Source organism: Candidatus Enterovibrio altilux (assembly GCF_002381345.1).
GTDB classification, from domain to species: Bacteria; Pseudomonadota; Gammaproteobacteria; order Enterobacterales; family Vibrionaceae; genus Enterovibrio; species Enterovibrio altilux.
The window spans coordinates 261,105-287,776 of sequence record NZ_CP020663.1; the positions used below are offsets into that span (position 1 = coordinate 261,105).

General features: G+C 36.9%; 18 protein-coding genes, 1 tRNA gene and 7 pseudogenes. 9 read left to right on the forward strand and 17 right to left on the reverse strand.

Translation table 11 applies throughout. The annotated features are described in order from the left end of the window. Nucleotides 1-25: 25 nt before the first annotated feature. Nucleotides 26-640: a transposase gene (locus tag BTN50_RS12575; protein ID WP_096619894.1), complete on the reverse strand. Its 615-nt coding sequence runs from the start codon at nt 638-640 to the stop codon at nt 26-28. A gap of 410 nt (nt 641-1,050) precedes the next feature. Beyond that, nucleotides 1,051-1,260: pseudogene (locus BTN50_RS12580) on the reverse strand (hypothetical protein); the annotation flags it as partial. 135 nt (nt 1,261-1,395) lie between these two features. Here BTN50_RS12580 and BTN50_RS08790 point away from each other — a divergent pair. From BTN50_RS08790 to sppA, 3 genes and pseudogenes are all read left to right on the forward strand, one after another. Then, a pseudogene (locus BTN50_RS08790) lies at nt 1,396-2,241 on the forward strand (IS5 family transposase). 189 nt (nt 2,242-2,430) lie between these two features. Then, a pseudogene (locus BTN50_RS08795) lies at nt 2,431-3,298 on the forward strand (IS5 family transposase). A 932-nt stretch (nt 3,299-4,230) separates the two neighbouring features. After that, nucleotides 4,231-6,087, forward strand: coding sequence for a signal peptide peptidase SppA (sppA, locus tag BTN50_RS08800; RefSeq protein ID WP_096619896.1), 1,857 nt, complete (start codon nt 4,231-4,233; stop codon nt 6,085-6,087). A gap of 248 nt (nt 6,088-6,335) precedes the next feature. On the opposite strand, the pseudogene BTN50_RS08805 reads toward sppA, so the two are convergent. From BTN50_RS08805 to BTN50_RS11620, 7 genes and pseudogenes are all read right to left on the reverse strand, one after another. Further along, a pseudogene (locus BTN50_RS08805) lies at nt 6,336-7,257 on the reverse strand (IS5 family transposase). A gap of 171 nt (nt 7,258-7,428) precedes the next feature. Beyond that, nucleotides 7,429-8,235, reverse strand: a complete 807-nt coding sequence (locus BTN50_RS08810) for a peptide ABC transporter ATP-binding protein (RefSeq protein WP_096619898.1) — start codon at nt 8,233-8,235, stop codon at nt 7,429-7,431. Then, nucleotides 8,219-9,229: a peptide ABC transporter ATP-binding protein gene (locus BTN50_RS08815; protein ID WP_096619900.1), complete on the reverse strand. Its 1,011-nt coding sequence runs from the start codon at nt 9,227-9,229 to the stop codon at nt 8,219-8,221. The genes BTN50_RS08810 and BTN50_RS08815 overlap by 17 nt, the downstream gene beginning before the upstream one ends. Beyond that, entirely contained in the window at nt 9,229-10,116 is an 888-nt protein-coding gene (sapC, locus tag BTN50_RS08820) for a putrescine export ABC transporter permease SapC (protein WP_096619902.1), read from the reverse strand. Before sapC ends, BTN50_RS08815 begins: the two co-directional genes overlap by 1 nt. After that, a complete protein-coding gene (locus BTN50_RS08825) occupies nt 10,103-11,065 on the reverse strand; it encodes an ABC transporter permease (RefSeq protein ID WP_096619904.1) in 963 nt (320 codons plus the stop codon). The genes sapC and BTN50_RS08825 overlap by 14 nt, the downstream gene beginning before the upstream one ends. 3 nt (nt 11,066-11,068) lie before the next feature. Next, nucleotides 11,069-12,688 (reverse strand): ABC transporter substrate-binding protein, encoded by a 1,620-nt coding sequence (locus tag BTN50_RS08830; protein WP_096619906.1) that lies wholly within the window; start codon nt 12,686-12,688, stop codon nt 11,069-11,071. A gap of 316 nt (nt 12,689-13,004) precedes the next feature. Then, nucleotides 13,005-13,244, reverse strand: a complete 240-nt coding sequence (locus tag BTN50_RS11620; protein WP_150149044.1) for a hypothetical protein — start codon at nt 13,242-13,244, stop codon at nt 13,005-13,007. An 88-nt stretch (nt 13,245-13,332) separates the two neighbouring features. On the opposite strand from BTN50_RS11620, the pseudogene BTN50_RS09630 reads away from it, so the two are divergent. Next, nucleotides 13,333-13,494 (forward strand): annotated as a pseudogene (locus BTN50_RS09630) (transposase); the annotation flags it as partial. Between the two features lie 147 nt (nt 13,495-13,641). On the opposite strand, the gene matP reads toward BTN50_RS09630, so the two are convergent. After that, a complete protein-coding gene (gene matP / locus BTN50_RS08835; RefSeq protein ID WP_096619908.1) occupies nt 13,642-14,106 on the reverse strand; it encodes a macrodomain Ter protein MatP in 465 nt (154 codons plus the stop codon). Nucleotides 14,107-14,346: 240 nt separating this feature from the next. Here matP and BTN50_RS08840 point away from each other — a divergent pair, with 240 nt between their 5' ends. From BTN50_RS08840 to BTN50_RS12585, 3 genes are all read left to right on the forward strand, one after another. Next, the gene (locus BTN50_RS08840) at nt 14,347-16,062 is read left to right on the forward strand and encodes an AAA family ATPase (RefSeq protein WP_096619910.1); all 1,716 of its coding nucleotides are present in this window, start codon (nt 14,347-14,349) and stop codon (nt 16,060-16,062) included. A 63-nt stretch (nt 16,063-16,125) separates the two neighbouring features. Beyond that, nucleotides 16,126-16,644: a bifunctional 3-hydroxydecanoyl-ACP dehydratase/trans-2-decenoyl-ACP isomerase gene (fabA, locus tag BTN50_RS08845; protein WP_096619912.1), complete on the forward strand. Its 519-nt coding sequence runs from the start codon at nt 16,126-16,128 to the stop codon at nt 16,642-16,644. A gap of 898 nt (nt 16,645-17,542) precedes the next feature. Then, nucleotides 17,543-17,794, forward strand: coding sequence for a hypothetical protein (locus tag BTN50_RS12585; protein ID WP_394336791.1), 252 nt, complete (start codon nt 17,543-17,545; stop codon nt 17,792-17,794). Nucleotides 17,795-17,873: 79 nt separating this feature from the next. On the opposite strand, the gene tusA is transcribed toward BTN50_RS12585, so the two are convergent. Then, nucleotides 17,874-18,119, reverse strand: coding sequence for a sulfurtransferase TusA (gene tusA, locus BTN50_RS08855; protein WP_096619914.1), 246 nt, complete (start codon nt 18,117-18,119; stop codon nt 17,874-17,876). A 265-nt stretch (nt 18,120-18,384) separates the two neighbouring features. On the opposite strand from tusA, the pseudogene BTN50_RS08860 reads away from it, so the two are divergent. Next, nucleotides 18,385-19,227, forward strand: a pseudogene (locus tag BTN50_RS08860) (IS5 family transposase). 1,668 nt (nt 19,228-20,895) lie between these two features. Continuing rightward, nucleotides 20,896-20,969: transfer RNA gene (locus tag BTN50_RS08865), tRNA-Trp, on the forward strand. A gap of 387 nt (nt 20,970-21,356) precedes the next feature. Here the strand turns inward: BTN50_RS08865 and ychF are convergent. The 6 genes and pseudogenes from ychF to BTN50_RS08895 form a co-directional block, all read right to left on the reverse strand. Next, on the reverse strand, nt 21,357-22,448 hold the full coding sequence (gene ychF / locus BTN50_RS08870) for a redox-regulated ATPase YchF (protein ID WP_096619916.1): 1,092 nt from the start codon (nt 22,446-22,448) through the stop codon (nt 21,357-21,359). Nucleotides 22,449-22,484: 36 nt separating this feature from the next. Next, nucleotides 22,485-23,075 (reverse strand): aminoacyl-tRNA hydrolase, encoded by a 591-nt coding sequence (gene pth, locus BTN50_RS08875; RefSeq protein WP_096619918.1) that lies wholly within the window; start codon nt 23,073-23,075, stop codon nt 22,485-22,487. Between the two features lie 164 nt (nt 23,076-23,239). Beyond that, complete coding sequence (locus tag BTN50_RS08880; RefSeq protein ID WP_096619920.1) at nt 23,240-24,184, reverse strand: ribose-phosphate pyrophosphokinase; 945 nt, start codon at nt 24,182-24,184, stop codon at nt 23,240-23,242. A gap of 42 nt (nt 24,185-24,226) precedes the next feature. Next, on the reverse strand, nt 24,227-25,081 hold the full coding sequence (gene ispE / locus BTN50_RS08885; protein ID WP_096619922.1) for a 4-(cytidine 5'-diphospho)-2-C-methyl-D-erythritol kinase: 855 nt from the start codon (nt 25,079-25,081) through the stop codon (nt 24,227-24,229). 2 nt (nt 25,082-25,083) lie between these two features. Continuing rightward, nucleotides 25,084-25,689, reverse strand: a complete 606-nt coding sequence (lolB, locus tag BTN50_RS08890; RefSeq protein ID WP_096619924.1) for a lipoprotein insertase outer membrane protein LolB — start codon at nt 25,687-25,689, stop codon at nt 25,084-25,086. Nucleotides 25,690-25,778: 89 nt separating this feature from the next. Continuing rightward, nucleotides 25,779-26,646, reverse strand: a pseudogene (locus BTN50_RS08895) (IS5 family transposase). Nucleotides 26,647-26,672: the final 26 nt, after the last annotated feature.

Here is a 26,672-nt window from a genome sequence, read left to right on the forward strand (position 1 = left end):
TGCAGGCTTGAGCACCTGAAACTTATCATGTATTCGGAAGGTAAAAGAGTCTGTAATCTCTGATAAAATAACAGTAATAAAATTGATTGATAGATTTTTTGAAAAACTGTTTACTTTTGAAGCAACAGTTGTTTATTGACAGTTCATTCCTCACCTTCCATAAAGGCTCTAACGAATTAAAATTTGTGGTATACGGAGGAAAGTAGTGCAGCTCAACATTGGCAACGAATGCCGGCTCTTTGCCAAAGCTACTACAATGATATCCTGCTCCATTTAAAACCATATAAAACTGATAAATTAACTCTCTCAGTTTACAGGAAGCACGCAAAATTTTTTCGTTATTTATTGTTCCATACTCACTGGCCACAGTACCCATAATATAGTAACGGTTTAGGGCATCAATAAAATTAAAATTACTACGACTATCCGTTATTTCTAAGATCTGATTCTGGTCTTTGCGTATCCAGAGAGTCTTAAGTGTTGTTTTGGCCACATTTTCTGCATGACTAACATAATACGTAAAATAGATGCATACGTGATATAAGCGGCTGTCATTGCACCACAGAGATGAACAAAATTTTTTATTTTTTAGCATGAAACTTGTGGTGAACCCATTGCTAAATTTTATAACTGCATGCATTATAATGAAGTCACTTACGCATTTTCTCTACCGTGTATTTAGCTCTAAACTACTGACCAATATAGGTAACAACTTGGTATGCAATAATTATGTTAGTATTGAAAAAAATTGTTTGAGCCTAGTTTTTCAGACTGTTTGTAATCTTTGAAGTAACGTAGAACCATGGTTGCATGGATACGTTGAGCCTGAAAAATCATGTTAGCATTCCAACCTTTTGAAGCAAATAGTACTACTTTTATCCGATCACACACTCGACTATCACACGTGATATCGTGCTTATTTTTAAGCTTTTGCTTTTAATATAGAATCAACGTCATTTTCATAACACGTAGCTTGATCCTCCTTTTGCTTAAAATCAAGCATCTTTGTTGCTCGCAAGTATAAAACTTCAATGGTGTATGCTTTGTTTCCTAATTTAAATTCAGACAGCAAATACCAACATGATAAGCTATTATGATCATTGGCGTTGTAAGAATACCTAACCCAATCAACTTATTTAATGCTTTTATCATAGCGGTGGTTTCCCTAATCTAAGCAGTGTGATCCCTTAGGCTCAATGTCCCTCCAAGTAGTTTTTCGACTCGAAGCATTGCTGTCTATGCTAGGGAACATTTATGATAACAGGCTTTATTTCCTAAATTAGAGAACTAACTTATCAGTCTACGCTCTCAACAGTTAGGCTCACTTAAATATTCAGGTCCATGAACAAGCTTCCCTACAAAACAACTCACTGGGAGCAGCATCATTAAGCTTTAATCAGTCGTGGCTCACTAACATTCTGAATTAATGAAAAAGCCATTCAGCCATCGTAATGACTAAGCCGGATAATGATAGGAAAGCTCGTTTATTTAGCGACTTAGTCATTACGATGGCTCTCATTATTCAACGCGTATCTTCAATACCATTGAGAAGTCTGCAAGAATTCATTAATTTTGTTTTCAAACTTGCTCAACTGCTGTTGTCATGCCTTCACTACTCATGCATTGGCCAGCGAGCCAAAATGGTTAGCGTCAAGTTCAAACCGAAGAATAAGGGAACCTTTCAACACTTAGTTAATGATTCTATGGGGCTCAAAGCCTACTGTGTAGGCAAATGTGAAGTTAAAAAACATGCCGCTGATGGAAAACGGCTAGTCTGACACAAGCCACATTTAGCTGTAAACATAAACACGAATTCAATCGTTCCTGCTGAGTTAAGTGCATCACATGTGACTGACGATGCTGTACTACTTAACTTACTCAAACAAACCCGCCGAAGAATCAATGAAATATCAAGCAATAATGCTTACAACACCAGACAATATTACGAAACTGTTCGCATTAAGCGAGTGGTTCCAATCATCCCACCAAGACAAAAAAATACTGTTGGGGAACGAAGTCATCCGTATCCTTTAGTGGTCAATTATCAGAAGTTTTAGCGTTCAAATAAGAATTGAAAAACGAGGTTCAATTACCATAAGCGTTCCCTAGCAGAGACGGCAATACTTCAAATTAAAAATTTTAAGAGAAGCATTCAGCTTAAAAAATTACAATACTCAGCTTAAAGAAACGTGCACCATGATAAAAGTATTAAATAAGCTAACAACTCATAAGTATGTCTAACACGAAAACGGTTGTCTACTTGTGAATCATGTTAGGATTTTTTATCTTAATTCTAAGTAAGAAACAAAGCCTAAATTGGGGAGCTAAGTTATTAATCTACGCTCTAAACAACTAGGTTAACTTAAATATGCAGGCTATTAACAAGCTTCCCTACAAACAACTAATTGGAAGCAATATAATCAAACCTTAATCAATCATCACTCACTAATATTTTGAATTAATAAAGAAGTCATCCAGCTATGGAATCAAACCAAACGGGGTAATCATGGAAGACCTCGTTTATCTAGCGACTTAGCCATTAGGACGGCCCTCATGGTTCAATGCGTATTTTCAATGCCATTTAGAAGTCTGCAAGAATTCATTTATTCTTTTTGTAAATTTTCTCAACGGCCATTGTCCTGCCCTCACTATTGATGTATTAGCCAGCGAGCCAAAACGGTTAACGTCACGTTCAGAACGAATAGTAAGGGAAACATTCAGCACTTAACCATTGATTCTACGGGGCAGAGAGTCTATGTTAAAGGAAAATGGAGCGTGGAAAAGCATGGTGCTGATGGAAAACGGCTAGTTTGATGCAAGTCGCATTTAACAGTAAATATAAATATTAATGAAATCATTGCTGCTAAGTTAACTGCATCAAATGTAACTAACGGTGAATATTACCTAGCTTATTCAAACAGCCCCGCCGAAAAATCAATGAAATATCAGCCAACGGTGCTTGTGACACCAGACAATGCTACGAAACCGTTCATATTAAACGATCGATTTCACTCATACCACCAAGAAAAGGAGCACTTTTTGAAAACGATATCATCCACGTGATTTAGTGGTCAGTAACCAAAAGTTACACAGTTCCAATCAGTATTGGCAAATGAAGTATGGTTATCATAAACATTCCCTATTAGAGGTGGTAATGTTTCGAGTCAAAAAACTACTTGAAGGGACATTGAGCTTAAAAGATCACAATGCTCAAATTAACGAAATTTACGACATAATGAAAGCGTTAAATGAGCTGACCGATCTAGGTATGCCTAACACGAAAGTAATTGTCTCATAGTGTATCATGTTGCCATTTGCTTTCTGACTTCAAACTCAGAAACAAGTCGGTTAAACGCGTATTTTCAATGTCATTAAGAAGTTTGCAAAGATTCATTCTGTACTCAACTGACGTTATCAAGCACTGACTATTCGTGGATTAGCAAACGAGCCAAAACGATTAACGTCGCATTCAAGGCAAGGACTAAAGAAATTATCTAGCACTGAACCATTAGTTCTATGGAGTTCAAAATTTACGGTGACGGCGAATGGAAAGTAAAAAAAACATGGCACTGATGAAAAACATGAAGTTTAGCGTAAGTTAGACTTAGCGGTAAACATAAATGCGCACGAAATCATTGCGGCTCAGTTAAATACATCAAATATAACTGACGGTGAAGTGCTACCTAACTTGCTCAAATAGACCCGCCTAAGAATCAATGAAATATCAGGTGATGGCACTTATGATACCAGACATGTTACAAAATAGTTTATATTAAACAAGCAGACCACCCATCCCACCAAGAAAAGGAACAACTTGTTGGAAACGAGATCATTCGCGTAACGTAATATGGTGGTTAGTTACCAGAAGTTAGACGATTCTAATAAGCCTTGAAAAATGAGGTATAGAAAAATGAGGTATAATTACCATAGATGTTCCCTATCAGAGACAAGCAATCTTTTGAATCAAAAAATTTCTCGGAGAGACATTGAGTCTAACGGGTTACAGTGCCTAGATTGGAGCAACCTACGTCATGATAGAAACGTTGAATAATCTTACTATGTTAAGTATGTCTAACACGAAAGCAATCGTCTCATAGTTAATCATGTTGAAATTTGCTGTTTAAACGTGAATTGAAAAACAGCATCTCAATAAAACTACGCTAATCAAAAACATATAGTCTCTAGTATGATATATTAAGGTTATGTCTAGGGAAGTTACTGGAATTACCCATGAAAAAGTTTTTTAAATTTTTAAGCATTTTTTTTAAATGGTGCTGGACAATATTGAGTTTTTCACGTCAATTACTCCTCAACTTACTCTTTATTGGTGTACTTATTGCTATTTATTTCAACTTTATCATGAAGGATACGGAATATTCCAATTATATGGAGCAACATGCTCACGCACTTTTAGTAGATCTTTCAGGCCCAATCGTTGAAAAAGCATATTCTCATACTCCTTACGATCTAGCAATACGTGCCCTAAGCGGGCGAACTAATGTAACAGAAACAGTTTTATTTGATGTGGTCGCTAAAATTCGAACTGCAGCAAACGATAACAATATCAACGGTATGGTACTGAACCTTGATTACATGTCAAAGACTAGCCTGACAACATTGCAATATATTGCCAAAGCCATCAAGGAATTCAAAGCAACAGGTAAACCTGTTATCGCGTTTGGCGATAACTATAGTCAGAGCCAATATTACCTCGCAAGTTATGCGGATGAAGTTATAATGATACCGGAGGGCCTAGTCTCATTGAAGGGTTATGGCGTCTACAACTTGTATTACAAAAACTTACTGAAAAGCCTTAATATTAACACACACATATTTCGCGGTGGTGCTTATAAATCTTATGTTGAACCTTATATCCGCACAGACATGTCTCAAAAAGCACGTGAAAACAACTCAATATGGCTAAAGCAACTTTGGAGCACGTATATAAATGATATAGCGACGAATCGTGGCGTAACTGCAGAATCGTTATCACTGGACACTGAAAGGCTGCTAGATGCCATCAAAATTGAAAATGGAGACTATGCCGCAGTAGCACAAAATTTGGGCCTCGTTGACGTATTGCTAACTCGTCAACAAACTCACACCAGACTCGCTGAGATCTTTGGCAGTGATGGCCAAGATAGTTACAACTATACCAGCATCTACGGCTATCACGCTAAAGATTTGACACCATCTAAAACCGATCAAATCGCTGTTGTTGTAGCAAGTGGCACGATCATTGATGGTTCTGCGGGGGAAGGCACCGTGGGAGGGGATACTACTGCTGCAATCTTGCGAACCGCACGCTTTAATGACGCTATAAAAGCCGTCATCTTACGTGTTGACAGTTCAGGAGGCAGCGCTTATGCATCTGAGATAATTCATCATGAAGTTAACGCACTGGTAAATGCAGGCAAACCTGTTGTCGTATCCATGTCCGAGGTGGCCGCATCTGGCGGATACTCGATCTCCTCCAGCGCCAACCGTATTTTGGCGCAAGCAGCCACAATAACAGGCTCTATTGGTGTGATCTCTATTTACAACACCATTGAAGACGCCTTGGCGAAATGTGGTATTTACAGTGATGGCATTGGTACCACCCCATTCGTTGGCCTACAAACAACACGTCCCATGCCTGAAAAAATTAGCGAAATCCTGCAGCTTAGTACCGATCATTCCTATCAGCACTTTATCGAACAGGTTGCAAATGACCGCCACATTTCTGTTGCTGATGTTCAGCTGATTGCTCAAGGTCAAGTCTGGACAGGTCATGATGCAATGAAATACGGATTAGTTGATCAAATAGGTGACTTTGATGATGCTATTGTGATTGCAGCAGAATTGGCCAACATTTCTGAGTACTCATTAAATTGGATGCACGAACCATTAACACCCATTCAGCAATTATTTTATGATATAATTGCTCAAGTTATGACCACTGTTAGTATTGATACACAATTTGAACGACCATCAATAATTAAACGGTTAGCCACGTCCGCAATATCTGAGATAAATAACTTAAATAATCTCAATGATCCTAACGGGCGCTATACATTATGCCAAAATTGTAGTTATTTTGATAACTAAAAATATTTCAGCAAGCGCCTAAAACCTCTCGCTTCAGAACGAATATTTTATTATTTTTTATTTTCATTGGGTATTGTGTTGCTCTCCTTAACACATGCCCTAGGACATGTGTTAATTATCTTTAACCTAACGTAACATACCTGTTCTTTTGGAGTTATTACTGTATCTACCGTTGACATTAAGTACGATTTTTGTTGACTTTATTTTTAAATTTAAACTCAGATGATAAATTCTAGCATGATTCACTATTAAATAATTACTTTTGCTTTAGGCATACTTGGCTCTATCAGCTTATTTAACCTTTTTATCATAGAGTAAGTCTCGCTAATCTGAGTATTGGGATTTCTTAAATTCAATGTCCCTTCAAAGAGTTTTTTAATTCGAAACATTATCACCTCTGATAAGGAATATTTGTAGTAACCATACCTCTTTTCATAATGCTTATTTGGACCATATAATTTTTGATAACTGACCGCTAAATTACACAGATAACTTCGTTCCTAATAAGTTGCTTTTTTGGGTGGGATGATTGGAACCACTCATTTAATACGAATGGTTTCGTTATATTTTTGGATGTAATAACTTCCATTACCTGATATATCATTGATTCTTCGGCGAGTCTGTTTGAGTAAATTAGGCAGCACTTCACCATCAGTCATATTTGATGCACTTAACTCAACAGCAATAATTTCATGCGTATTCACAGCTACTACTAAATGTAATTTGTGCCAAATTTTTCATTTCCCACTAGTGCCGTGCTTCTTTACTTTCCATTTGCCGTTACCGCAGATTTTGAAGCCCATAAAAGCAACAGCTAAGTGCTAAGTGAGTTCTATTTAATCTTATCCTTAAACACAACGTTAACTGCTTTGGCTCGTTTGCTAATGCATGAACAGTGAAGGCATAACAAGAACAGTTGAGTAAGTTTAACAACAGAATTAATTCATCCTTTCAGACCTCTCAACAGCATTGAAAATACGCGTTTCACCATAAGGGCCATCGTAATGGCTAAATCGCTAAATAAACGAAATCTTCCATAATTACCTTGCTTTTAGTTCGATTCCATAGCTAAATGGCTTCTTCATCAATCCAGAATGCAAGTGAGTCACTATTAATTAAAACTTTATTATACTGCTCCCAGTTAATTGCTTTGTAGCACAGCTTATTCATAGACTTGAATATTTCAGTTAGCCTAACTGTATAGAAAATAAATTAATAATTTAGTTCGTTGATTTAGAAAACGAAGTCTACCAGACGAAAACATGGCATATAAAACTCACACACTCTTAAGCAAATGCTTTATACATATCCAAATCGTTTTTTTGTTAAAAATTTGTTTTTTTAGACGATATTACAGCGGAAGCGGCGGTCAAGAGAGGACGCAGTAACATGGCTTTCTATCAAACGTTGCGTCAATAAATGCTGAGGCGCAGAAAAAACAACAGCCACTGGCCCAACCTCAACGACTTTACCTTTTTGCATCACCATTACTTTATCAGCTATATGTTTAACCACGCCCACATGTTGTGACACATATACATATGATAATCCCAACAATTCTTGGAGCTCTAACAGAAGATTGAGAATTTGCGACCGCATAGACATATCTAATCCATTAAATGCTTCGTCTGCAACAATAACACTAGGCTGCAGTATTATTGCTCTGGCGAGTGATACACGTTGTTTTTGGCCAGTAGCAAGCATCTGAGGATAAAAATATGCGTGCTCTGGTAAAAGTCCTACTTGCCTCAGAGTATTCATTACCCTGCGTTCACATTCTTGTAAGGTCATGTTGGTATTTCGTTTTAAAGGACTTGCTAAAATTTGTCCAATTTGATTCCGTGGATTCAGAGAGGTATTCGGGTCTTGAAAAATCATACGGATCACTTTACAACGCATCTTATAGTCACGAGGCCGCATGATCTCATTATTTATGCGTATTTCACCGCCTGAAGGCTCAATGACACCAGCCAACATTTTAGCCAACGTTGATTTTCCTGAACTATTTTCACCAATAATGGCAAGAGTTTGCCCTGCATCTAAAGAGAAAGCAACAGGTTTTACAGCTTCTACGACACGTTTAGTAAACAGGCCTGTTCGGTACTGATAGTTTTTACATAAGCCATCCACTTCAAGCAGTGAAGTCACGTTTTTTGACCCTCATATTCAGAGGAAAATGACAGGCAAATTTATGATTTTTCACTTTTCGTGTACGAGGTACTTCTACACATTTTCGCTGAGCATAAGGACAACGAGGACCAAGACGGCAGCCAATTGGTAAGTGCTGTAGGGGTGGAATAGCACCAGGTAGAGCTTCGAGCTTACTTTTATGTGGGATGTTCTTGCTAAAATCTGGCATCGCACGTAAAAGTGCTTCCGTATAAGGATGATACGGTGTTTTAAGGATCTGTTTTTTATCCGCAGATTCTACAGATTGTCCACAATACATTACCGTTATACGATCAGCCCACTGAATTACAGTAGTTAAATCGTGGCTAATTAATAGTATAGTGGTATTGGACAGTTGGTTCGCCCTGCTAAGAAGACGAAATATTTGTGCTTGTGTGATAAGGTCCAAATCATTAGTCGGTTCATCTGCAATCAATAAGCGAGGACGATTAGCAATTGCCATTGCAATCATTACCTTTTGACATTCACCATCCGTTAATGCATAAGGATAACTAGTCATGATACGTCTATGGTCTTTAATACCAACTTTATGCAGCAAAGCGATTGATTGATTTTTACGCCAAGAGAGTCGTTGCCACCAAGTTCCACTAAAAGAATTTGGCGGGATTGCTTCTTCTAGCTGGTAGCCAACAACTTCTGAGGGATCTAAACAAGTAGAAGGCTCTTGGAAAACCATTGAAATGTCTTTACCAACAACGTGGCGACGATCGCGGGCTGGCAACGACAATAAATCAATGCTACCCAAACGAAGTCGATCGGCGGTTATACGACAATTATCTTTGGTAACACCACAAATAGCTCTAGCAACTAAGCTTTTTCCTGAACCTGATTCTCCCACTAAACCACGGATCTCACCTTCATTGATGGTTAAGCTCATTCGATCTACTGCTTTAACAAGACCGTGGGGAGTCTTAATTTCAATGGTCAAGTGTCGAATATCTAATAATGGCATTATTCAGTTCCCGAGTTAATCGCTTGTGTTAACCCCTGACCAACAAGATTCACAACTAGCACACTTATCATAATCGCTAACCCTGGTAATGTGACTGTCCATGGTGCAGTAAAAACAAATTCAATGGAATCACCTAACATTGCGCCCCATTCTGGAGAAGGCGCTTGTGCTCCTAAGCCCAAAAAACCGAGCGCCGCAATGTCCAAAATTGCCACTGAAATCGCACGCACCAATTCCGTATTTAATGTTACAAAAATATTTGGCAGCACTGAATAATAGAGTAAATAAAAATTATTGGCACCGTCAAGTCGAGATGAAAGAATGTACTCTTTTTCCATTTCTGCGTGCACAGCAGTGTATACTGAGCGGATAAAGCGTGGGATTAGAGCTAACCAAATCGCTAGCATAATACTAAGTTCACCAGGACCATAAAACGCAACAACAATAATAGCAAGCAGTAGTGATGGAATAGATAGCACGGTATCAAGTAGATGGTGCAACAAACTAGATTTAAGCCCTGATGTCATACCAGCGAGAGCACCAATAAATACGCCAATAACCCCGGCGGCAAGAGCCACCAAAACTGCGTAACCAAAGGTTAAGCGTGCACCAGCAATTAAGCGAGATAGCATGTCACGTGTTAAATCATCAGTCCCTAAAAAATAATCAACAGAACCAATAGTATCCCATGACGGAGGTAAAAGTAGTTGCCCAGTCTGAAATTGCGGTCCGTATGGCGAGATCCAGGGCGAAAAAAGAGTGATGAGTATTAATAAACATAAACACCAAAGACCAAACACTGAAATTGTGTTCTCTCGAAATGTTTTCCAACAACGTTCTAATTGGTTAGGAATGTGTTGCTCCAAATAAATACTATTTGAGGACATACCATTCCTTTCTTGCTAAAGGGCTGATAGCAACTCCAGCTAAATCTGAAAAAATATTTGCAAAAAGCACGACACTGCCAACGGTTAGTACACCAGCTTGAACTGCAATATAATCTTTAAAACTGAGAGCATCAAGTAACCATGTACCAATGCCTGGCCAGTTGAATATTGATTCAGTGATGATGGCAAATGTTATCATTGTTGATATCTGAATACCAAATTTTGGGATGATAGGTAGAAGCGCATTTTTAAGGACATGACGCATTACAATTTCTGATTTAGAAAGCCCTTTCGTTGCGGCAACTTTAATATAATTTTGATCCATTACATCAGAAACTGAGTCGCGCAACAACGAGATTATCTCTGTGGTTGGTGCCACTGCAAGTACTACAATTGGCATCATCAAATGACGAATGATATCTTCCAATGCATGCGAACGTTGAGGGTGATTAGAAATGATCACATCTACTAAAGCAAAACCAGTTATTTGCGGGATCTCAAAAAGCAAATTATAACGGCCAGACACTGGAAGCCAGCCAAGATAAAGCGAAAACACCATAATCATTAAAATAGCCATCCCAAAAATAGGCATTGAGAAAGTAAATAGCGTAATCGATGAAATGATAATATCAGCAGGTGAACCCCGGCGGACTCCAGCAAGAGTGCCAAGTGGGACACCAATAATTAACGCGAGAATAAAAGCAAAAAAACACAATTCTAACGTTGCAGGAAAAACACGTGCTAATGATTCTGTTATTGGAGTTCCATTGGCTGCAAGACCAAGATTTCCTTGCATAAGTTCTCTTAAATACTGAGTCCAACCTACCAAAAATTCTTGCTGGTTAAAAATAGATGATGTCTCAAGTCGAACAATATTGTACCCAATCAACGTAAGGATCAACAAAGTGATAATAAATAGATTAAACTGACGAAGTGCATAAATCAACATGACTCATCGGCTCCTGAATACTTCAGCAAATGATTTATCCCCGAAAGGGCTGAATTGAATACCCTCCAGTGTCACATCTCTTGCTTGATAATGAACGCCATAAGCGAGAGGAATAATTGGCATGCGTTCACGCAAGATTCCTTGCGCTTGCAAATAAAGATCACGACGGTCAAAACGATCATCAGTGATAATAGCGGCATCGAGCAAACGGTCAAAATAACGATTACACCAGTTTGATAAATTCCATCCAGTAAATTTAGCATTGCATGAAAGCAAAGGGCGCAAGAAGTTATCGGGATCGCCGTTATCTGCAATCCATCCTGTTAACACCATACCTAAACTATCTAGTTTTTCTAGAAGTTGCTTCCGGTTCATATCTTCTTGAAGAATAAGATTCACGGTTATTCCGATGGCTTTTAGGTTGGATTGGATCAGTTCTGCTGTTTTCCTGGGGCTTGGGTTGTATAGTTTTGGCGTCATCGGCACTAAAAGGTCAACAGAAAAACCATGTCTATAGCCAGCTTTGGCCATTAATTCGATAGCCAATTCCGGGTCAAAGTGAATTTTATTCTTCTCGTTAAACGCCCACGACATTGGCGGTAACATACCTATTGCTGGTGTACCCGTACCATAGTAAACAGATTGAATCAATGCATCACGGTTGATTGCTAAGCTTATTGCTTGTCTTACTTCAAGTTCAGAGAGAGCAGAATGTCGCGTGTTCAGTGAAAGAAAAGCAACATTCATTCCTGTTTGTGACGCTAAAATAAAATTTGAGTTTTTCTCTATGACGGAAAGCTGACTAGCAATAGGAGAGGAAAGAATATCACACTCGCGAGTAATTAATTTGGCTAATGTGCCAGTTCCACGGATGCTTACATCATAAGCGATTTGTTCCATCGATGCCGCACCATTCCAATATCCCCAGTGGCGTTTTAAGCGAATGATTTGATGCGGCTTGTATTCATCTAAATAAAACGCTCCAGATCCTACTGGTTGAGTATCGATACGTGCGTGAGCATTTTCGCGACTTAATTTGTCTGCATACTCCGCAGAGTGAATAACAGCATATCTAGTAGCAAGTATAGAAAGAAATGAAACATCAGGTCGGGAAAGCGTAAAAATAACAGTGTAATCGTCAATGGCTTCAACGCTCTTTACAAGGCCGTAAAAATCCATGCTATCAAACCAAGGGTATTCACCACCTGATACATTATGAAAAGAATGCTCCGAATCAATAAGACGATTAAAGCTAAATACAACGTCAGCTGAGGTGACACCGCGATGAGGAATAAACCACTTTGTTACTTGAAATTTCACATTTTGTCTCAATGTAAATGTATATTGCTTACCATCAGGACTCACAGTCCAGCTTTGAGCAAGCATAGAGATCGGTTGATATGTATCCGAATCAAGTTGAAGAAGCCTATCAAAAATTTGACTAGAGAGAGCACCAGCTGTTAGCCCACCATCCGCCAACTGTGGATTAAATGTATTAGGTTGACCAAGACCGCAGTAAATAAAGCCGCGGTTTCGAACTGAGTTATCTGAAAACGGATCTTCACATCCTGCTAAAAGGAGGATGGTCACGCCTACAAATAGTAAACAGCATAAAGATCTCATAAGCCAATAAATATATAATAAAGTTAAGTGAATTACTGTACCACTTAAGATACGCCATCACCTAGTGGCTACGTGAGCATCCAATAAAAATCAATATATCTGATGGCATTACTACCTTCATTTATCTTTTGTATCATCTACTAAGTTATACTTTCACAGTAATCACCTTATTTGATAGCAACTTAACTCTAGTTGCTCTGCGAATTATCTTCGCTTGTGCCATCATAAATTAAACAACTTCTTTTTTGCATCTATTACCATCGTTTAAAATTTATCGGAAGCCAGGAACGAGCGATAATATCATCTTGAATATCATTTAATGGGTTCCAAGAACTTTTAAGCGAGTTAAGGTGAACCACATCAACAAGGCATCTTCGTCTGCATCATGATATCGAATTAATTCAATCCGATTGTCAGTATTTAACATTATTTTTTCCGTCAAAGTGAATCCCATAAAATATTTATATTCGTATTCACAAAATATTTTTAAGGCGTAATATTCTGCAAGCAGCAAAATACCTCCGCAATATTTACGAACGGAAAATAGATGGACCAAGTTAAATGCCAATCGATCGAGCGAGTCGGCTCAAAATATTTTTGATTTAACAAATGCGGGTAAATCTGCATTAGTCATACTAATTTAGATATGGAATCAAACTAAGCAGAATAATCATGGAGAATTTCATTTATTTAGCAACTGAGCAATCACGATGGCTCTCATGATCAAACTTCTATTTTTAATACCATTGAGAGGTCTGCAAAAATTCATTAATTCTGTTTACAGACTTACTCAAATGCCATTGTCATGAACTCACTATTCATACATTAATAAGCGAGCCAAAATAGTTAACGTTACGTTCAAAAGACTATTGAATGATTTTTAACTGTGACTATTTCAAAAATTGCAAATTTTTTAACGGCTAAAATAAATAATAAGTTGCAGATACTCAAACCTACACCTTCACATTTATTGAGTATAATAAACTATTCAAATCTTTTTTAAGTGCATTTACTTTTTTATTGGCATTCTGAGCTCGGTTCGCTTCACTAAGTAAATACTCAATCGTATCGGATAAGGTAGCATCCAGATCTTGTGCTTTCATTGAAAGTTTTTCCCATACACAAAAATTTAAATCAATTGACTTCTTACGCGTGTATTCCTGCTCAGCATTGAAATAACGTTTACGCTTGGCACGAATAGCCTGCTTAAGCTTATTATCAAGATCAAGAGACATATGCTCTCTAATCCACTCAATGATTTTCGCAGGTTCATTCTCTAGCGATAATAAACCATTAATTGCAATTTGTGCCTCACAAATGTCAATATATCGTGTAACATTTCTACCTTCTTTGTATTTTTTAACGACATAGTCCCACTTCCAACGAGCTTCTACATTTTTAAATTGTTGATATTTCATATCTTTTATGTATTTTATTTAAAATAACAAATTAAAACAATTACAGCCTAACAGTAGCTAATTTTTTAATCAAATGTTACTTAACAGCCCTAAACGTTAAAAAAATTTGCACTACACCATTTCTTATTTTGATAAACATATTTGTTGTTGTTCTCTAAGCCACTATCTTAGCTACTTTGGGTGACCGTATTCATTTATACTCTGAGTGAGTTACCCATTTAAAGTTGAATCTTAAACTGTATGCAAGAATTAACCTGGCAGTCCGTTATTCCTCGATTTTCAAATGTTGAGCAACAAATTAACAACTACGCAGCTTTAGTCTCAATGCCACCTTGTGCATTACAGCCTAGACTGAAAAATAGTATTCAGCGACTCATGAATAATTCTAGCTCTTCTCGCCTACTGTTGGTCACAGCACCAGACATTCATGATTATTACTCACTTATTAAAAATATCGTCGCAAACTTTTTACCGCACAAAAACATTCCTGTTCTATTGTGTGAAAATTTTGATGAAACTACACTGTTTGGAGGGGTGTATTCCAACCCAGCCGATGTGACAACGTCACGCATAGTGGAAGGATTAGTGCATCAAGCTAATGGTGGCGTGCTTCTTATCTCTCTTACTGTCATGATTAGCCAGCCTAATTTATGGATCCGCTTAAAGCACGTTTTGGCTACCCACTCCCTCGCATGGAAAAGAATGAAACAAGAGTTTTATTGTGAACTTCCAAAGCCTAATGAAATATCGCTGCGTATTATTGTCATCGGTGATCGTTCGCTGATGTCTGATTTCGAAACAGAAGAACCTGAACTGCACCGAATCAGTATCTATACAGAATACGAACAAGACGTGTTTTTAACAATAGAAAATGTCGACACTTACTTGTCTATCCTTAAAGGCTTCCAAACGTATTACGGCGTGAAACCATTAACAGCAAATGCCGTAAAACGCATCATGCAAGAAGGTGTGAGATTTACCGAAGATCAAGACCGTATGCCACTTTGCCCACTTTGGATTAAATCACTTATGCAAGAAGCTAATTATCAATCTCAACACGATGAGATTTCTGCTTATGACGTTGAAATGGCTATTAGCCAAAAATACTTCCGAGAATCTTACCTTCCATTGCGAGCGGTTGATTATATCCATAAAGGACAAGTTTTTATAGATACTAAAGGAGAACATATTGGGCAGGTAAATGGCCTTACTGTTGTTGAAAGGTTAGGACATCCTATTGCTTACGGTGAACCAACACGAATTTCATGTGTTGTTCATTTTGGCGATGGCGATATTTCAGATGTAGAACGTAAAGTTGATTTAGCGGGTAACATTCACGCTAAAGGCATGATGATCATGCAAGCCTTCGTAAATGCCGCGCTAAATCTATTTGAACCTCTTCCCTATTCTGCCTCTATCGTGTTCGAGCAATCCTACTGTGAAGTCGACGGTGACAGTGCCTCTCTTGCCGAACTTTGTGCTTTTGTGAGCGCATTGGCACAACAGCCAATCAATCAGAGTATTGCTATCACAGGTGCGGTCGACCAATTTGGTCGCGTACAAGCAGTAGGCGGTATTAATGAAAAAATTGAAGGTTTTTATTACATCTGTGAAAACAGAGGATTATCTGGCGACCAAGGCATAATTTTACCTAAAACAAACTTGAACGCACTATGTTTAAATCATAATGTTGCTAATGCTATTAAAGAAAAAAATTTTTATCTTTGGGCAATAGAGCATGTTGAAGAAGCTTTCCCACTAATCACTGGTCTTCGATTCAGTGATACAAAAGAAACGAAACAACGACAAGCAAACGTAAATAAACTGGCTAACAAGAAACAAAAAGAGCAAGAAACCATTTTAGGCAAAATTGCCGACCGTATTGATGCTTTTCATCATGGTGAACAGCGTCATACATCCTTAATGTATAAACTTAGAAATTGGCTCGCACACTGATCCGAGTTGTTTAGCGTACACGTGTACGCTAAAGTGCAACTATATTTTTAAAGGAATAGTATAATGCTAATGAAACGTCACTCTTACACTAGGGAAGACTTACTCGCATCAAGTCAAGGAGAATTATTTGGGCCAGGTCGTCCACAGCTCCCAGCGCCTAATATGCTAATGATGGACCGTATTGCTAAGATTACCGATAAAGGTGGCAATTTCGATAGAGGTGTAATTATTGCTGAATTAGATATAAGCCCCGATTTGTGGTTCTTCAATTGTCACTTTCCAGGTGACCCTGTCATGCCTGGTTGTTTAGGCCTAGATGCTATGTGGCAACTTCTTGGCTTTTTTTTAGGCTGGATGGGAGGCAAAGGAAAAGGCCGAGCACTAGGTGTTGGTGAAGTAAAGTTCACTGGACAAGTGCTAGCAACAGCGAAGAAAGTAACGTATGAAATTCATATGCGGCGTGTGATTAATCGTAAACTCGTTATGGGTGTTGCGGACGGTCATATGTTAGTTGATGGTAAAGAGATTTACGTAGCAAAAGATTTAAAAGTTGGTCTTTTTATTAATATTTCTACATTCTAAATCAGCCTCATCAATGATGATTAAAAACTGGATCCTGTATTCAATAGTTTATTCTGCGTATAAAATACCAATTTCCCATGGTAATCATTATAGTCACTTCTAGCCTTAAATGTTGTTTTACCAACACATAAGACTTTGTTTCCTAATTTTAGCTCAGGTAGTAAATCCCAATATAATGCACCATTAAACGATCGCTTTCATTTTAAGTATATTGAAGCCTATAAACTTATTTAGCACTTTAATCATGACATAAATTTTCGCTAATCTAAATATTATTATCCTCTAGGTTTAATGTTCTTACGAGCATTTTTTGATTTAAAAACTATCGTATCTGATAGAGGACGTGTATTATAGCCATACTTCATTTTTCAAAATTAATTTGAGCCGTATAACTTCTAGCAACTGAAAGCAATATAATTAAATTATAATCAATCGTAATGTACTAACATTCTGAATTGTTTAAAAATTAATTTAATTATGGCATCAAACCAGGCAGGGTAATTGGGAGAGACCTCGTTTATTTCGCTACTTAACCATTACGACAGCTCTCATAATCAAACGTGCATTTTCAATGCCATCGAGAGATCTCTATAAACCCATTAATTCTGTGTTCAAACTTGCTCGACTACCGTTACATTCACTATTAATACATTAGTAAGCGAGCCAAAACAGTTAACGTCATGTTCAAGATGAAGACAAAAATAGTCATGCAGCACTTTACTATTGACTTTATAACTTAAAGTCTGCGGTGAAGGCAAATAGAAAGTAAAAAAGCATGACATTGACTACAGACCTATAATATGGCACAAGTTATATTGAGTGGTAAATATAAATATACATGAATTATTGTTAAGACGTTAAACTCGTCGAATGTGGTTACAGTGAAAAGCAACCTAACTTGTTCAAGCAGACTACTGCAGAATCAATCAAATATCAGAACATTAATGCGTATGGAACCGTTGGTATTAAACAAGAAGTTCCACTCATAGCTCCCCGAAAAAAAGAGCAACTTTCAGGAAGAAAGTCCCGGCGCACTGAGCGGTTAGTTCTCAGCAGTTATACGGTTCAAATCAGCACTGACAACAGGGTATGGTTATCAGAAACGTTCCCTAACAGAAATAACAATGGTTCGAATCAAAAAACTACTTGAAGGGACATTGAGTCTACAAAATTACAATGCCCAGGTTAGCGAAACCTACGCCATAATAAAAGTGCTCATATAAAGCCAATTATAATCCTTTGCGAATTAAATAACGGTATGGTTTTTTGTCTAATTTTTGAGCAATTAGTGTGTGTTCCATAAAACGACAGAAACTGGGGATATCTCTTATCGTTGAAGGGTCATCGGCAATAATGAGCAAAGCTTCTCCATTTTGCATATTACGCATTGTTTTTCTTACCATCATCACTGGCTCTGGACAACGAAGCCCTTCTGCATCTAAATAATAATCAGGATTTTCAAATTCTACACTCATAGCCTTTCGTAGCGGTTTTGCTTCCTAATTTGAGTTAAGATAAGAAGTCCCAACATGATTAATAATCAAATGATCATTTTAATTTTAAGTACATATAGAACGGTCAGCTTATTTCATGCTTTTATCATTGTGTAAGTTTCGCTAACCTGAGCATTGTAATCCCTTAGCCCAGTGTCTCTCCCAGTATTTTTTGAATCGAACCACTGCTGTCGCTGCTAAAAAACGTTTATAGTAACCGGTTTTATTTTTTTAATCAGGTAACTAAATTTTAATCACTAGTGATTCACTAACATTCTGGATTGATGAAAAATCCATTCAATTGTGAAATCAAACTAAATAGGGTAACCATGAGAGACCTCGTGTATTGAGCGACTTAACCATTATGATGGCCCTCATGGTTAAACATGTATTTTCAATGTCATTGAAAGATCTACAAGGATTCATTAATTCTGTTGTCAAACTTGCTCCACTACCGTTACCATGCCCTAACTACTCATGCATTAAGAAAGTGAATCAAAATGGTCAATGTCATATTCAAGACAAAGACACACAGAACCATCCAGCACTTAGCAATTAATTCTACAGAGCTCAAAATCTACAGTGAAGGAGAATGGCAAGTAAAAAAGAATGGGACACTTATGAAAAACAATGAATCTGGTTACAAATTACACTTAGCAGTAGATATAAACACGCATGAAATCATTGCTGCTACGTTAAATACTTTAAATATTACTAACGGGGGAAGTATTACCTAATTTGCTCAAGCAAACACACCGGAGAATCAACAAAATATCAGGCAATAGTGTTTACGACACCAGATAATATTACGAAACTATTCGTATTAAACAAGCTGTTTCACTCATTCCATCAAAAAAAATCAACTTGTTGGGAACAAAGACATCCGCATAATTTAACGGCTCATTACCAAAAATTCTACGGTTCAAATCAACATTGGAAAACGAGATATAGTTACTATAAACGTTCCCTATTAGAGATAGCAATATTTTTAAGTCTAAAACTCCTTAGATAGGCATCAAACTTCAGAAATCACAATGCGCATATTACAGAAATCAACGCCATGATAAAAGCGTTAAATAAGCTAACCTAGTTAAGCCTAAAATAAAAACAATTGTTTAATCGTTAATCATTTTGAAATTTATTCTGTGAACTCGAATTAGGAAATAAAAGTTCCTTATGCCCAAACTTCAGCCTAATACAATAATTATGGCCAGCAATAAATAATTGAAAAATAATTTTTACTTGAAAAGTAAATAATATGTCAAAGATACTAAACTTTAATTTTTTCAGTATTGGTAAACGTATTCAACCAATTTATTATAAAGTATCACTATTTTTGACTAATTATAGTAGTAAAAAGTATATTACATTTTAAATTAGCTATAATTTCCTCATTTATCTTGTTGCTCATGGTCATGTTCAAAACCCACAATGACTCTAGCTGATGCAGTGATTCAGATCAAAAAATTATGGCTATTATAGACAATTATCCACTCTGCTAGCCCGTATTTATGCTCATTATATTGACAAAAATTTTAGTTAAATGTTATTTTTATTATCACACTGAAAAATTCCCAGCATAAACATACTAAACATAGTTATAGTATGCATCATGTTTCCATATTGAATCAATAATTTTAGATAATGATAAAAAATTATGCAGTAATAAATGTGCTTTTATGGAAATGGGATTTATTAGGTTCAGATCAGTTCGATACTCATTATCATCAAATATTCTAACGACACGAGTGGCAGAAGACATCCCCTAATGCTGCAAGTGGATACAATACACACAAGGCGCGATCAATGGTAAGAGCATAATAATAGCTATTGAGTAAGCATAAAAACAAAATGAATAAAGCTTTGCAAACCTATTAACTGCATTAAAAATACCTGTTTAACCATGAGAACCGTCATAATGACTAAGTTTTTAAATAAACGGTGGCACTTACTATGATTCTGCTTAGCTTTATATTCATCAATTTAAATGTTAGTGAGCCACTATTGATTCAAGCTTAATGATACTGCTTCCAAATGTTATCTTATAAAGATGTTTACCGATAGATCTAAGTATTTAAATAAACTTAGCTATTTAAACCAAAGGATCATATTTTAGTCTCCGGATCTAAAAACTAAAACCGTTTAAATTAATAAAAGACTTATTCCAGTTTTTGTATTAAATGTTATTAACTTACACAATTAATACTTTTTATGCTTTTTATGCTTTTTATGCTTTTTATGCTTTTTATGCTTTTTATGCTTTTTATGCTTTTTATAATATTTATCACCATAATCCTTTGCTAAGATCTGAATCGTACTTATAATCATTAGTTATTATTAATGTAGTGTCTTACTTATATAGCACAGGATAATAAATCAGTATACCGTATCATCAATAACGAAATAATTTAAAATAATCACTTGCGGATATGTTTGTATCAGTATTATACTTCAGTATTGTGATGAAAAGTTTAGTGTCTCATGTGGCTAAAAAATAAGTAATAACTTATAATAAAATTATTTTGGTGCTGATAGTAGTGTGGGAAGTGCTTCCATATAAAAGGAAGAGATCAGCTGACTTGAAATTATAAATATATGTCTTTAACTATATATATTAAACAAAAATAAAGATGTTGATCACCATGGTAGGTGGTAATTCAGTCGATTAAAATACCGATCCTGTTACGCCGGAATCGTAGATCTTAACTCAACGTCTCGTCGTTTATTTCAAATAAAGTTGCGTCTTCAAAATAGCTAAAGGGGTGTAGCTCTAACTGGCAGAGCAGCGGATTCCAAATCCGCGTGTTGGGAGTTCGAATCTCTCCACCCCTGCCCCATATTTAACTACATAATTATGTAGTCAAATAAATTAGATCGAATATAAAACTTTTTAAAAAACTAATAGTTCAATAGTTGCATACATAATATTTATTATTGTTAAAATTTTTGCGGCTTAATCTTCGTAGTGGGTGATCTTTTTTCTTCATCACTTTCTGCCTTACATTTATACTTTTTTGCAATTTACCATCTGTTTTTAAACTCACTTAAGTGATCATAACTCATCTTGTTGATACAATATACGTGTTAGTTTGAGTACGAATCACAGCATAATTAATAAATTTAGGATTATCTATCATCCTATCACATACCTGAAGTTAATGATTCTAAAATAAAAAACTGAGTTAAACTATTTATTAAGATAATTTTCATAATAAGACATTATACGTTAAAGCGAAAGTGGACAATATCACCATTTTTAATAATGTAATCTTTACCTTCCAGACGCCATTTACCAGCACTTTTTGCGCCTGCTTCGCCTTTATTATCGATGAAATCATTATAACCAATAATTTCAGCACGAATAAAGCCCTTCTCAAAGTCAGTATGAATTTTACCTGCTGCTTGGGGAGCAGTTGTACCCACAGGCACAGTCCACGCACGTACTTCTTTTATACCGACGGTGAAATAGGTATGAAGGGTTAGCAACTCATAACCAGAACGGATAACACGATTTAGACCTGGTTCTTCAAGATCCATGTCTTCAAAAAATAAACCAGCTGCATCAGCTTCTAATTCTGCAAGCTCGGCTTCTAGTTCAGCACAAACAGCAACAACCATTGCATTTTCAGCTGCTGCAATCTTATGAATAATATCTAGGTAGTGGTTGTTTTTAAAGCCGTCATCATTGACGTTCGCGATATACATGATTGGCTTCAATGTTAGGAAGTTCAGGTAATCAATCGCAGCTTTTTCGTCTTTAGTCAGTTCAACTGAGCGAAGCATATTGCCATCTCCCAATACAGACATAAGCTTTTCTAGCACTGCAATTTCAATTTTAACACCACGATAGCCACTTTTTGCTTTCTTCGTTTGGTGGTAAATTGCACGCTCACACGTTTCTAAATCTGCTAACGCCAGTTCAGTATTAATAACTGTAATATCATCTACCGGATTAACTTTACCCGCGACATGGATAATATTATTGTTTTCAAAACAGCGAACAACATGACCAATCGCATCAGCTTCACGAATGTTAGCAAGAAACTTATTCCCCAAACCTTCACCTTTGGACGCGCCCGCAACCAAGCCAGCAATGTCCACGAATTCCATAGCAGTTGGCATAATACGCTTAGGATTCACAATTTTTGCAAGAGCATCTAAACGAAAATCTGGTACAGGCACTATACCAATGTTCGGTTCAATGGTAGAAAATGGGAAATTTGCCGCTTCAATACCGGCTTGCGTCAGAGCATTGAATAAAGTTGACTTACCAACGTTTGGCAGACCAATAATACCACATTTGAAACCCATGAAATAGTAACCTTTCGTTAAAAAACAATATGGTGCTTATTGCGCTTTAAATGTATGCAAACTATTTTGCGCCTTAACCAAATTATTTTTAAGTAATATGTCTATACAACGGACTGCTTCATCAACAGCTTGTTCAATTTTATTTTGTTCATTTACTGGCGCTTTGGTTAAAACAAATCTTGAAACTTCATCTTTGTGACCTGGATGCCCAATACCAACCCTAAGACGATAAAATTCTTTATTGTTTCCCATTTTATTAATGATATCACGCAGGCCATTGTGACCACCGTGACCCCCACCTTTTTTAAACTTAGCAACACCTGATGGTAAATTTAATTCATCATGAGCAACCATAATTTTTTCTGGCTTAATTTGAAAAAAAGTTGCTAACGAAGTAACAGATTTACCTGATAGGTTCATGAATGTTCCAGGAATCAATAGACGCAAATCTTCACCATATACACTAATTCTGGCAGTCAACCCGAAGTGCTTTTTGTCTTCTTTTAACGACACATTATGAATGCGTGCAAATTTTTCTACTACCCAAGCGCCAGTATTATGACGAGTTTTAGCATATTCCGGCCCTAAATTAGCCAATCCAACTAAAAGATGAATTTGATTGCTCACGATGAGGTTCTCATTGTTATTAATGTAATGAGTTAAACACTTTGAGTATTGGCTCAAACAAAACTACAAATTCACAAGATAACATATAGTACCATCACTCCTTATTAACATAAAAATTTAACATTCACCATAAATGCCAACTGTTTTTACTCGAAAATACTCGGTTAGTCAAACATGGCAGAGATTGACTCTTCATTACTAATGCGACGAATTGCTTCAGCCAGCATACCAGACAAAGTCAACTGAGAAACACGATCTGTTGCTCGCATTCCAGCTGTGAGTGGAATTGAGTCAGTGACTATAACTTCATCAATTACTGAGTTTTTAATATTTTGTGCAGCGTTACCTGAAAATACGGCGTGTGTTGCGTAAGCAAATACACGCTTAGCACCGTGGTTCTTCAGTGCTTCAGCTGCTCTGCACAGGGTGCCACCAGTATCAATCATGTCATCTACGATAATGCAATCACGACCTTCAACATCACCGATTAAATGCATAACTTGAGAAATATTTGCGCGTGGACGACGCTTGTCGATAATCGCTATATCCGTGTCATCCAGCAATTTAGCTGTTGCACGAGCACGTACAACACCACCGATATCTGGAGAAACAACAACTGGATCTTCTAATTTCTTTGCCAACATATCTTCCAACAAGACAGGGGTGCCAAAAATATTATCTACGGGTACATCAAAAAAGCCTTGAATTTGCTCAGCATGCAAGTCAAGAGTCAAAATACGGTCAACACCAACGTTAGATAGGAAGTCTGCGATAACTTTTGCAGTAATTGGCACACGTGCTGAACGAACACGACGATCCTGACGAGCATAGCCAAAATAAGGAATAACAGCAGTGATTCTACCAGCAGATGCTCGACGCAGTGCATCGATCATCACAACCAATTCCATTAAGTTATCATTGGTTGGCGCGCACGTAGACTGAATAACGAATACATCACTACCTCGCACGTTTTCATTAATTTGTACACACACTTCCCCATCAGAAAAACGGCTAACTGTCGCGTCACCAAGTGACATGTATAAGCGATTAGCAATGTGTTGAGAGAGTACAGGCGTCGCATTACCAGCAAACAGCTTCATATCAGGCACAGTGAAGAACCTCGGAATTATATCCATTGATTTTTGTCAGTCTCACTGGAGTTGTTTATTCAACGTAATTACAAGCGGTGATGTATTCACACCGCGAGCAACAAATCCAGAAAGCCAATCGGGCAATTTATCTAATATTGAATGAGCCACTGCTTCATATTGAAATTCCGCAAAAATGCAAGCGCCAGTTCCGGTTAATCTTGATGGCGCATATTCTAGCAGCCATAAAATAGCCTTATCAACCTCTGGGAACAACTCTCTCACTATCTTTTCACAATCGTTTTCGTGTTTTTTTGTTAACAATACATTAAGTGACCGTTTTGACGTGTTACGTGTCAAATTAGGATGCTTAAAAATTTTTGCAGTTTCAATTGTCACATCAGGCTTAACAACTATATACCATTTTTCTTTAGCGTAAGCAGGTTGGAGTAGTTCACCAATCCCTTCTGCAAAGGCTGTCACCCCCAACACGAAAACAGGCACATCTGCACCAAGTGTTACACTTAATCTAACCAATTCATCGGTAGTCAGTCTTGTGTTCCATAGGTAATTCAGTGCGATCAATGTAGTCGCAGCATTTGAAGATCCCCCACCTAAACCACCTCCCATGGGAAGAATTTTGTCAATGTGAATATGTGCGCCATTTGTGCTACCAGTTTTATCTTGCAATACCATTGCTGCACGATATATTAAATTATTTTTCACCGCAACGCCACCAATGGCTGGTGATATAGTGACTTTACCTGTTTGATTAGGGGAAATAGTCAATGTGTCACCATAATCAAGAAATTGGAATAATGTCTGTAAATCATGATACCCATTTTCACGTTGTCCTGTGATATATAAAAAAAGATTAAGTTTGGCCGGCGAAGGCCAAACAGAACTATCCTTGGTCATTACTAGTATTTCCAATTTGAAATAATTAAATTCACTTTTTGATGGTTATTGTTTATATTTATTTTTATTTTTGTAGGCAATAAGCTACAAATATTGGAGTCGTATGTTGGATATTCTAATTGCAAACTTAGCTGATTAGTTGATGAATCATCTGTGGACAAGAAAACTACACGATTGTCTGCGCTTAGCCGAAAATTATTATTCCCAGTAGGTAAACCTTTAATCCATTGGGTCATTTCGTTTATTGGAAGAGTCATCCCTGTTAATTGTCTTAATAAGCTAGCTGCATTTTTACCTACGTATCGCTGGCCTTCATTATCAATCAGTATTGCGTAATTGGGAGTTGCTTCCAGCCTTAATAAGGTTACACCGAAAAAATTTATTAGCTGTAATAATATTGCATTATGATTTTGCTCCCAAATAAAATTGGCTGAGATGCGTTGTTCAGGACCGATAAAAATAATTTTTCCTTTCGCCGTAAATTGAGTAATGTTCAATAGTGTTTGCTTATGAATCTGCCATTCCATTTGCGGAGCAAGCTTATTTGAGCAACCCATTAAAATAAGTATAATAACGGCGAGAAAAAATCGGTCAATATTTTGAACCATAAATTAACTCCATTTACCATTATTTTATATCACGAGAGGCTATGTTTCCTAATCCGAGTTTAGATAGCAAATTCCAACATGATTAAGGATTAAACAATTATTTTTGTTTTAAGCATACCTAGCTTGGTCAGCTTATTTAACGCTTTTATCATGACGTAAGTCTCGCTAATCTGAATATTACAACCTCTTACATTCAATATCCCTCCAAGTAGTTATTTGACTCGAAACATTGCTGCTCTGATAAAAAACGTTTATGGTAACCATACTTCATTTTTTCAATACTGATTTGAACTAAATAATTTCTGGTAACTGACCGCTAAACTATGCGGATAACCTCGTTTTCAAAAAATTGCTCCTTTTTTTGGTTGTATGAACGGAACCGCTCATTTAATACGAACGGTTTCGTAACATTGTCTGGTGTCGTAAGCCCCATCTGTTAAAATCTTATCGATTTATCGGCGCGTCTATTTGAGTAAGCTAGGTAGCACCTTACCGTCTGTCACACTTGATGCACCTAACTCAGCAACAATGACTTCATATGTATTTATATCTACCGCTAAATGAAACTTACGCCAGACTCAACGTTTACCATCAGTATCATGCTTTTTTACCTTTTATTCTCCCTCACCGTAAACTTTGGACCCCGTAGAATCAATGACTAAGTGCTAAATACTTTTTTTATTCTTCGTCTTGAACGTGACGTTAACGATTTTAACTCCTTACTCAGGCATGAATAATGCGGGCATACCAATGGCAGTTGAGAAAGTTTAAAAAAACCGAATTAATTAACCTTTGCAGACTTCTCAATAACATTGAAAATACGCATATAACCATGCGGACCGTCGTAATGGCTAAGTCGCTAAATATGCAAGATCTTCCGTGATTATCCCGCTTCGTTTTATTCCATAACTGAACCTCTTTTGCATCAACCCAGAATATTAGTGAACCACAATTAATTAAAGTTTAATTATACTGCGTCCAGT